Source organism: Sphingomonas sp. CCH15-F11, from assembly GCF_001557005.1.
In the GTDB taxonomy this organism is placed as follows: domain Bacteria; phylum Pseudomonadota; class Alphaproteobacteria; order Sphingomonadales; family Sphingomonadaceae; genus Sphingomonas.
In genome coordinates this window covers 35,825-43,718 of sequence record NZ_LSKG01000110.1, presented here as the reverse complement: position 1 = coordinate 43,718, position 7,894 = coordinate 35,825, and the positions used below count along the sequence as shown (strand labels likewise).

General features: G+C 67.5%; 8 protein-coding genes and 2 tRNA genes. 2 read left to right on the top strand and 8 right to left on the bottom strand.

All coding sequences use genetic code 11. The features are described from left to right. On the bottom strand, nt 1-202 hold a 202-nt coding region (locus tag AX709_RS10435), incomplete at its 3' end, for a hypothetical protein (RefSeq protein WP_156454247.1). Nucleotides 203-503: 301 nt separating this feature from the next. Between AX709_RS10435 and AX709_RS10430 the strand changes: the two genes are divergently transcribed. Further along, the gene (locus AX709_RS10430) at nt 504-3,707 is read left to right on the top strand and encodes an amidohydrolase family protein (RefSeq protein WP_066549268.1); all 3,204 of its coding nucleotides are present in this window, start codon (nt 504-506) and stop codon (nt 3,705-3,707) included. A 13-nt stretch (nt 3,708-3,720) separates the two neighbouring features. Here AX709_RS10430 and AX709_RS10425 read toward each other — a convergent pair. Continuing rightward, nucleotides 3,721-3,795: transfer RNA gene (locus AX709_RS10425), tRNA-Thr, on the bottom strand. 97 nt (nt 3,796-3,892) lie between these two features. Here AX709_RS10425 and AX709_RS19315 point away from each other — a divergent pair. After that, entirely contained in the window at nt 3,893-4,021 is a 129-nt protein-coding gene (locus AX709_RS19315; protein ID WP_269450300.1) for a hypothetical protein, read from the top strand. 47 nt (nt 4,022-4,068) lie between these two features. Here the strand turns inward: AX709_RS19315 and AX709_RS10420 are convergent. The 6 genes from AX709_RS10420 to AX709_RS10395 form a co-directional block, all read right to left on the bottom strand. Next, nucleotides 4,069-4,155, bottom strand: a tRNA-Leu gene (locus tag AX709_RS10420). Nucleotides 4,156-4,291: 136 nt separating this feature from the next. After that, nucleotides 4,292-4,564: a hypothetical protein gene (locus tag AX709_RS10415; RefSeq protein WP_066549267.1), complete on the bottom strand. Its 273-nt coding sequence runs from the start codon at nt 4,562-4,564 to the stop codon at nt 4,292-4,294. Nucleotides 4,565-4,718: 154 nt separating this feature from the next. Then, a complete protein-coding gene (aroC, locus tag AX709_RS10410) occupies nt 4,719-5,789 on the bottom strand; it encodes a chorismate synthase (RefSeq protein WP_066549266.1) in 1,071 nt (356 codons plus the stop codon). Then, the gene (locus AX709_RS10405) at nt 5,786-6,187 is read right to left on the bottom strand and encodes a hypothetical protein (protein WP_066483486.1); all 402 of its coding nucleotides are present in this window, start codon (nt 6,185-6,187) and stop codon (nt 5,786-5,788) included. Before AX709_RS10405 ends, aroC begins: the two co-directional genes overlap by 4 nt. Next, nucleotides 6,187-6,990 (bottom strand): enoyl-ACP reductase FabI, encoded by an 804-nt coding sequence (fabI, locus tag AX709_RS10400; protein ID WP_066483485.1) that lies wholly within the window; start codon nt 6,988-6,990, stop codon nt 6,187-6,189. The genes AX709_RS10405 and fabI overlap by 1 nt, the downstream gene beginning before the upstream one ends. Further along, nucleotides 6,987-7,850: a YihY/virulence factor BrkB family protein gene (locus AX709_RS10395; protein WP_066483484.1), complete on the bottom strand. Its 864-nt coding sequence runs from the start codon at nt 7,848-7,850 to the stop codon at nt 6,987-6,989. Before AX709_RS10395 ends, fabI begins: the two co-directional genes overlap by 4 nt. Nucleotides 7,851-7,894 lie beyond the last annotated feature (44 nt).

The following is a 7,894-nucleotide window of genomic DNA, read 5'->3' as shown; positions in this document are numbered from 1 at the left end:
AGCCGGCGATTTCCGTGCCGCCCGCTTCCGCGATGAACGCGATGTTCGACCCCGATGTCGCGGTATAGCCCGGCAATGTCCCATCAACGGACAGGATCGCGGTCTGCGACCAATTGAAGCCAGCGTAACCGTCGCCGATCCGGGCCTCCTGTCCCGAACCGAGCACGATATCGTCAAATGTGATGACAGTATTGTTAAACATATGATTGCGAGCCCCTCTCTTTTTATGGTGGCCCGTCTAATCTATCCTCATCTATTACTGGGTCTATACATCGTATCAAGCGATTTTTCTATAATTGCGCTATTCGTTTCTTGCCGCGGCAAGTCGTTCTCAAGGCAGGACGAATTAGGCATCCGCAAATCCAGCCTTCATCCGCACGACGCGACGAAGGCGATGACCAGGCCGGGCGCGTCCGCCGCCCGGTCGCGGCGATCAACGCTTGCACTTCGCTCGCCGACCGATAGCTTCCGGCACAAGCCACGTCGTCCCAGGGAGCACCCCCATGATCCGCACCACCGTCAGCGCGCTCGCGCTAACCCTCGCGCTCGCCGCCCCCGCCGCGAATGCCCAGGAAGACAAGCCGAAATGGGACGTCAACGCCCCCACGGGGGCGACGCTGCGCCAGGTGCCGATCAACACCGACGAGGGCAGCTGGATGGACCTGGACGTCAGCCCGGACGGACGGACGGTCGCGTTCACGCTGCTGGGCGACATCTACACCATGCCGATCGCCGGCGGCGCGGCGACGCGGATCGCCGACGGGCTGGCGTGGGAAGTGCAGCCGCGCTTCTCGCCCGACGGGCGGCGCATCGCGTTCACCTCCGACCGGGGCGGCGGCGACAATATCTGGGTGATGAACGTCGACGGCAGCGACAAGCGCCAGGTGACGAAGGAGGATTTCCGCCTCTTGAACCAGCCGAGCTGGTCGCCCGACGGCCAGTTCATCGTCGCCAAGAAGCACTTCACCACCGGTCGTTCGCTCGGCACGGGCGAGGTCTGGCTCTACCATGTGTCGGGCGGCGGCGGGGTCCAGCTGGTCAAGCGGCCGAACGAGCAGCACCAGAAGGAACTGGGCGAGCCCGTCTATGCGCGCGACGGCAAATCGGTGTTCTTCACCCGCAATGTGACGCCGGGCCCGATCTTTGAATATGCGCAGGATTCGAACACCGACCTGTTCCATATCGAACGCTATGACCTGGCGAGCGGCGAGACGACGACCGCGGTCGCGGGGCTGGGCGGATCGGTGCGGCCGACGCCGTCGCCCGACGGGACCAAGCTGGCATTCGTCCGGCGCGAGGCGACGCGGTCCAAGCTCTACATCAAGGACCTGGTCTCGGGCGCGGAGCGCAAGGTTTCCGACCTGCTCGACCAGGACGTGCAGGAAACCTGGGCGGTCACCGGCGTCTATCCCAACATGGCGTGGACGCCCGACGGCAAGTCGCTGCTGTTCTGGGCCAAGGGCAAGATCAACCGCGTCGACGCGGACGGATCGAAGGCGGCGGTCATCCCCTTCCGGGTCAACGACACCCGCGCCGTCGCCGACGCGCCGCACCCGCAAATCACCGTCGCGCCGGATCGCTTCGCAACCCGCATGGTGCGTTTCGCCAGCGTGTCGCCCGACGGCGCACAGGTGGTGTTCGAATCGCTCGGCAAATTGTGGGTGAAGCCGACCGCCGGCGGCACGGCCAGGCGGCTGACCCGCGGCGGCGACGAACTGGAACTGTTTCCCGCATGGTCGCGCGACGGCAAGTCGATCGTATTCGTCGGCTGGACCGACGCGAAGCTGGGCAGCGTGCGCATCGTCCCGGCAGGCGGCGGCGCCCCGCGCACCATCACCAGCCAGCCCGGCCATTATCGCCGCCCGGCCTTTTCGCCTGACGGCCGCACCATCGTGTTCGAACGGGGTGAAGGCGGCGGGCTGACGTCGCCCGGATGGTCGGAAAATGCCGGCATCTATCGCGTCGGCGTCAGCGGCGGCACCCCGGCGCTCGTCGCCAGCGAAGGCACCCGGCCGCAATTCGGGAGCGCCAACGACCGGCTGTTCTGGGTCGAGCGCAAGGACGGCAAGCTCCAGCTCGTCTCCGCCGACCTTTCGGGCCAGGCGCGGCGCACCCACGCGACCGGCGAGCTCGCGAGCGACTTCGTCGTGTCGCCCGACGGCCAGTCGGTGGCGTTCCGCCAGAATTACGAAGCCTTTGTCATGCCGCTGATGCCCGGTGGCCAGGCCGTGGCGGTCGCGCCCAAGGCCGACGGCCTGCCGGTGACCCGGGTCAGCTCGGGCGGTGCGGATTATCTCAACTGGTCGGGCAATGGCGCGCGGCTCCACTGGAGCATGGGGCCGATGCTGCTCGGCGTCGACCGCACCGCCTTGTTCCCCGCCGCCCCGCCGGCCAAGGACGCGCCACGCTTCACCCCGCCGACGACGGGCGTCGACCTGTCGATGCCGGTCGACGCCGCCAAGCCGCGCGGGACGGTGGTGCTCACCAATGCGCGCATCGTGACGATGTCGGCGGCGGATGGCGGGATCATCGACGACGGCGCGATCGTGATCGAGGGCGACCGCATCGTCGCGGTCGGCCAGCTCGCCGCGATGACGCTACCCGCCGGCGCGACCACGATCGACTTGGCCGGCAAGACGATCGTGCCCGGCTTCGTCGACGCGCATGCGCACGGGCCACAGGGCGACGACGATCTGGTCCCGCAACAGAACTGGTCGCTGGTCCAGAACCTTGCGCTCGGCACCACGACGATCCACGACCCGTCGAGCCAGGCCAGCCACATCTTCGTGGCCCAGGAGCGCCAGCGTGCCGGCACGCTGCTCGGCCCGCGCATCTTTTCGACCGGCGAGATCATCTATGGGGCCAAGGCGGCCGATGTCTATGCGGAGATCAACAGCTATGACGACGCGCTCGCGCATCTGCGCCGGCTGAAGGCGCAGGGCGCGCATTCGGTCAAGAACTACAACCAGCCGCGCCGCGAACAGCGCCAGCAGGTCGTCGCCGCCGCGCGTGCGGAGGGGATGCAGGTGGTGGCCGAGGGCGGATCGCTGTTCGGCATGGACATGAACCTGATCGCCGACGGCAATTCGACGCTCGAGCACAACGTCCCGCTCGAATATTTCTACAAGGACGTCGTCGACTTCTTCGCCGCCTCACAGACTTACTACACGCCGACGCTGGTGGTCAGCTATGGCGGGCTGGCCGGCGACCCCTATTGGCGCCAGGCGACCAACATCTACGAACATCCGCTGCTCAAGGCGCATACCCCGCCCGCCCAGCTGCTCGCCGAAGGCGCGCGCGTGACCAAGGCGCCTGACAGCAATTTCGTCGATGACGACAATGCCCGCGAAGCCGCGAAGCTTGCCGCGCGCGGCGTGCCGGTGTCGATCGGCGCGCACGGGCAACAGGCCGGGATCGGCACCCATTGGGAACTCTGGTCGTTCGTGCGCGGCGGGATGACCCCTGTGCAGGCGCTTGCCGCGGGCACGATCACCGCGGCGAAGTCGCTGGGCATGGCCCGCGACATCGGCTCGATCGAGGCGGGCAAGCTCGCCGACCTGGTCGTGCTCGACGCCGATCCGACCCAGGACATCCGCAATTCGGACAAGGTCCATCGCGTCATGCTGGGCGGGCGGATGTACGATCCGGTGACAATGAACGAAGTCGCCACCGGCACCGCGAAGCGCCTGCCCTATTGGTGGGAATGACGCGGAACGAAAATGGTGCTGCCGGTGAGGATTGAACTCACGACCTCAGCCTTACCAAGGATGCGCTCTACCACTGAGCTACGGCAGCACTCGCCCGTTCGGGACGCCCCGCTTGGCGGGGAGCGGCCTATGTGCAGGTGACGGGCCGATTGTCAAGGCGCGCCCGCCTGCGATAGCAAGGGCCGATGACGAACGACGACCAGACGCGCAAGGAAAGGCTGGCCCGGGCGCTGCGCGAAAACCTGCGCCGCCGCAAGGCGCAGGCGCGCGCGACGCCGGTCGAAACGCCTTCGCGCGATGGCGCTTCGGATTGAGGGTTGACGCCGCCGCGGCGGCGATCACCGGCCAGGCCGGTAAAGGATGGTGCGGTCGAGAAGACTCGAACTTCCACGGCCTTTCGGCCACAACGACCTCAACGTTGCGCGTCTACCAGTTCCGCCACGACCGCACATCCTGATGGCCGGGCTTCCCCGGCTGCTGGCAGGCGGCTGCCCCTAGCAAAGCACCGACAGCGTGGCAACCGGCGATTGCAACGCTACGCGCCGGGATTGCCTGACGTTGGCAATCCCGTCGCGCGGCCTGACTCAGCGCGTCGGATCGGGCGAAGGCGCCGCGTCGTCGGTGGTGTTGTCGGTCGACGGCTCGGCGGGCGTCGGGTTGCCGGTGGTCGGGTCCGTCGGCGTCGGATCGGTCGGCGTCGTCGTTTCGGGCGTCATGCCGTGATCCGATTCGGTCGCATCGTTGGTGATCACGGTGTTGTTACCGGCATCCGGATCGCCGGGGGGCGGGGACACCTGGGCAAGCGCGGCGGTCGAGCCGCACAGGATGAGCAGGCTGGCGAGGGTACGGGTACGCATGAACTAAACTCCTGATGACCAAGGGGTCATCCGGACAATGGGCGTCACGCCGCAGAGGTCCATAGCGCGGCGAACCGCTGGCCGCGCGATCGGGGCCGCTGACCCGCGAAGTGCCCGAACGCCGCGACTGGCCGTCGGGCGCGGCCAGCGTTGTTCACCCGCATTGCGCGCGGTGGAGCAGCTTCTGGTCGGCCAGCACGAGCGCGACCATCGCCTCGACCACCGGGGTGCCGCGGATGCCGACGCACGGATCGTGGCGGCCGCGCGTGACGATTTCGGTCGCGTCGCCCGCGCGGGTGATGGTTTCGACCGGGGTCAGGATCGAGCTGGTCGGCTTGAACGCGGCGCGCACCCGGATCGGCTGGCCGGTCGAAATGCCCCCGGCGATCCCGCCGGCATGGTTGGACAGGAAATCCGGCTGCCCCGCCGCGCCGGGGCGTATCGCGTCGGCATTGGCCTCGCCGCTCAGCGTCGCGGCCGCAAAACCGTCGCCGATCTCGACCCCCTTGACCGCGTTGATCGACATGAGCGCGGCGGCAAGCTCGGCGTCGAGCTTGGCATAGAGCGGCGCACCCCAGCCGCCGGGCACCCCCGTCGCTTCGCACGCGACCACCGCGCCCAGCGACGAGCCCGCCTTGCGCGCCTCGTCGATCCGGGCCTCCCACCGCGCGGCGGCGACGGGGTCGGGGCAGAAGAACGGATTGCGGTCGATCTCCGCGGGGTCGAAGCGGGTCGCATCGATGGTGTCGCCGCCGATCGCCTCGACCCAGGCGGTCAGCGTCACCTCGGGGATGACCAGACGCGCCACCGCACCGGCGGCGACGCGCGCGGCGGTTTCGCGCGCCGAAGACCGCCCGCCGCCGCGATAATCGCGAAAGCCGTATTTGACGTCATAGGCATAGTCGGCGTGGCCGGGACGATAGGCCTGGGCGACGTCGCCATAATCCTTTGAACGCTGGTCGACATTCTCGATCATCAGACTGATCGGCGTGCCGGTCGTGCGCCCTTCGAACACGCCGGACAGGATGCGGACCTGATCGGGCTCCCGGCGCTGGGTGGTAAAGCGCGATTGACCCGGCCGGCGGCGATCGAGAAAGGGCTGGATATCGGCTTCGCCCAGCGCGATGCCCGGCGGGCAGCCGTCGATCACCACGCCGAGCGCGGGCCCGTGGCTTTCCCCCCAGGTGGTGAAGCGGAATACCCGGCCGAAGCTGTTGAAGCTCATTGCGCCCCGATCTCCGACTGGCGGGTCAGCCTGGGGATTTCGGCGCGCGGGCGAAAGCGCAGCGCCGACCAGTCGGCGTCGATCGCGACCTGGGTGACGGGAAGAAAATCGCGCGCCGCCAGCGGCTGCCACCCCGTATCGCGCGACATGTCGCTGCGGATCGCACCCGATTTCTTGGGATAGGCGAACCACAAGCGCGCACCGGGACGATGCGCGGGCAGGAGCCGCGCCGCGAGCGGCTCGACGTCCGCCGAACCGGTCACGAACGCGATGGTCAGGTCGGCGTCGTCGGCCGGCCCCGACGGCAGCGGCAGCACGTCCGCCAGCGCATCCGGTCGGCCGATCGCACAGCCGGTCATTCCGGGCTTGAAGCCGAGCTTGGCAAGCACCGCGCCCATCAGGCGAGCGCGATGTCCGGCGCGTCCTCCGCCTTCATGCCGATTACGTTGTAACCAGCGTCGACATGGTGGATTTCGCCGGTCACGCCGCTCGCCAGGTCGCTCAGCAGATAAAGTCCCGCGCCGCCGACATCCTCGATCGTGACATTGCGCTTCATCGGCGCGTTCAGTTCGTTCCATTTGAGGATGTAGCGGAAATCGCCGATGCCGCTCGCCGCCAGCGTCTTGATCGGCCCGGCCGAGATGGCGTTGACGCGGATATTGTCGCGACCCAGGTCGGCGGCGAGATATTTGACCGAGGTGTCGAGCGCGGACTTCGCAACGCCCATCACATTGTAATGGGGCACGACCTTTTCCGAGCCATAGTAAGTCAGCGTCAGCAGGCTGCCGCCGTTCGGCATCATCGCGCGCGCGCGCCGCGCGATCGCGGTGAACGAATAGACGCTGATATTCATCGTCATCAGGAAATTGTCGAGGCTGGTGTCGTAATAGCGTCCGCGCAGCTCGGTCTTGTCCGAAAAGCCGATGGCATGGACGACGAAATCGATCGTCGGCCAGTGTTCGGCCAGCGTCGCGAAGGTCGCGTCCAGCTTGGCCATGTCCGAAACGTCGCAATCGATCAGGATCGGGGCGCCCAGCTGTTCGGCGAGCGGGCGGACCCGCCGCTCGAGCGCCTCGCCCTGATAGGTGAACGCCAGTTCGGCACCCTGTTCCGCCAGTTTCTTCGCGATACCCCATGCCAGCGAACGATCATTGGCCAGCCCCATGATCAGCCCGCGCTTTCCCGCCATCAATCCCGTCACGTCGCCCTCTTCGCGTCTTCGTCCGGCGCGCCTTCTAGCCCGGTCGCGCTGCGTTGCGCCAGCGCCGCGTTCAATTCGGCGCCGATCACCACGCCCAGCCCGATCAGCTGAAAGAACACCAGGGCGATCATCACCCCGGCCAAGCTGCCGTAAGTGAGGTCGTAATTGGCGAGCGTCCCCAGCACGACCGGCAGCAGCGCGGTGGTGCCCAGCCACCACAGGGTCGTCAACAGGGCACCCGGCCATTTCGGACATCCCCGACGGTAACGGCCCGGCGTCAGGCTGTAGAACAGGAAATACATCGCCACGAACAGCGCGACCGCCGGCGCGATCCGCGACAGCGAGACGAGATCGGCGGCATCCTGGGCAAAGGGCAGGACGCGGACGATGAACGCCTCGACCGCAGTCAGGATCACCTGCAGCGCGAACGCGACGAGGACCATGACGACGCTGAGGATGATCAGCCCCATCGAGGTCAATCGATACTCCCAAAACGGCCGGCTCATCGACGTTCCATAGGCCTGGCGCAGGATCGAGCGGATCGTTTCGATGAAGCCCGCGGTGGTCCACAGCCCGACCAGCGCGCCGATCCACAACAGCGCGCCAGACCGCGCCGCGATGACGTCGGTGACCGGCCCGGCCAGGACGTCGGCGACATCGGGCGGCACGGTGCGCAGGAAAGCGACCAGCGCACGCTCACCGTCGCCGGTGCGCCCGAACAGGCCGGCGACCGCGGCGGCGACGATGAAGAAGGGAAACAGGGTCAGCAGCGACAGATAGGCGAGGTTGCCCGAATGGGTGAAGCCGCGCTCGACCGACTTGACCGCCACCTGTTTGGTTACCGACCAGATTTCGGACATCGTCGTCCCCCTTCGTGCCGCCTGTCACCGGGAAACGGTCGGCC

What these genes read in the sequence shown, in the direction of transcription:
- AX709_RS10430 (WP_066549268.1), top strand. Translation starts at nt 504, where the DNA reads ATGATCCGCACCACCGTCAGCGCGCTCGCGCTAACCCTCGCGCTCGCC.
- AX709_RS10405 (WP_066483486.1), bottom strand. Translation starts at nt 6,187, where the DNA reads ATGGGCGCGGTGCTTGCCAAGCTCGGCTTCAAGCCCGGAATGACCGGC.
- AX709_RS10415 (WP_066549267.1), bottom strand. Translation starts at nt 4,564, where the DNA reads ATGCGTACCCGTACCCTCGCCAGCCTGCTCATCCTGTGCGGCTCGACC.
- AX709_RS10395 (WP_066483484.1), bottom strand. Translation starts at nt 7,850, where the DNA reads ATGTCCGAAATCTGGTCGGTAACCAAACAGGTGGCGGTCAAGTCGGTC.
- aroC (WP_066549266.1), bottom strand. Translation starts at nt 5,789, where the DNA reads ATGAGCTTCAACAGCTTCGGCCGGGTATTCCGCTTCACCACCTGGGGG.
- AX709_RS19315 (WP_269450300.1), top strand. Translation starts at nt 3,893, where the DNA reads ATGACGAACGACGACCAGACGCGCAAGGAAAGGCTGGCCCGGGCGCTG.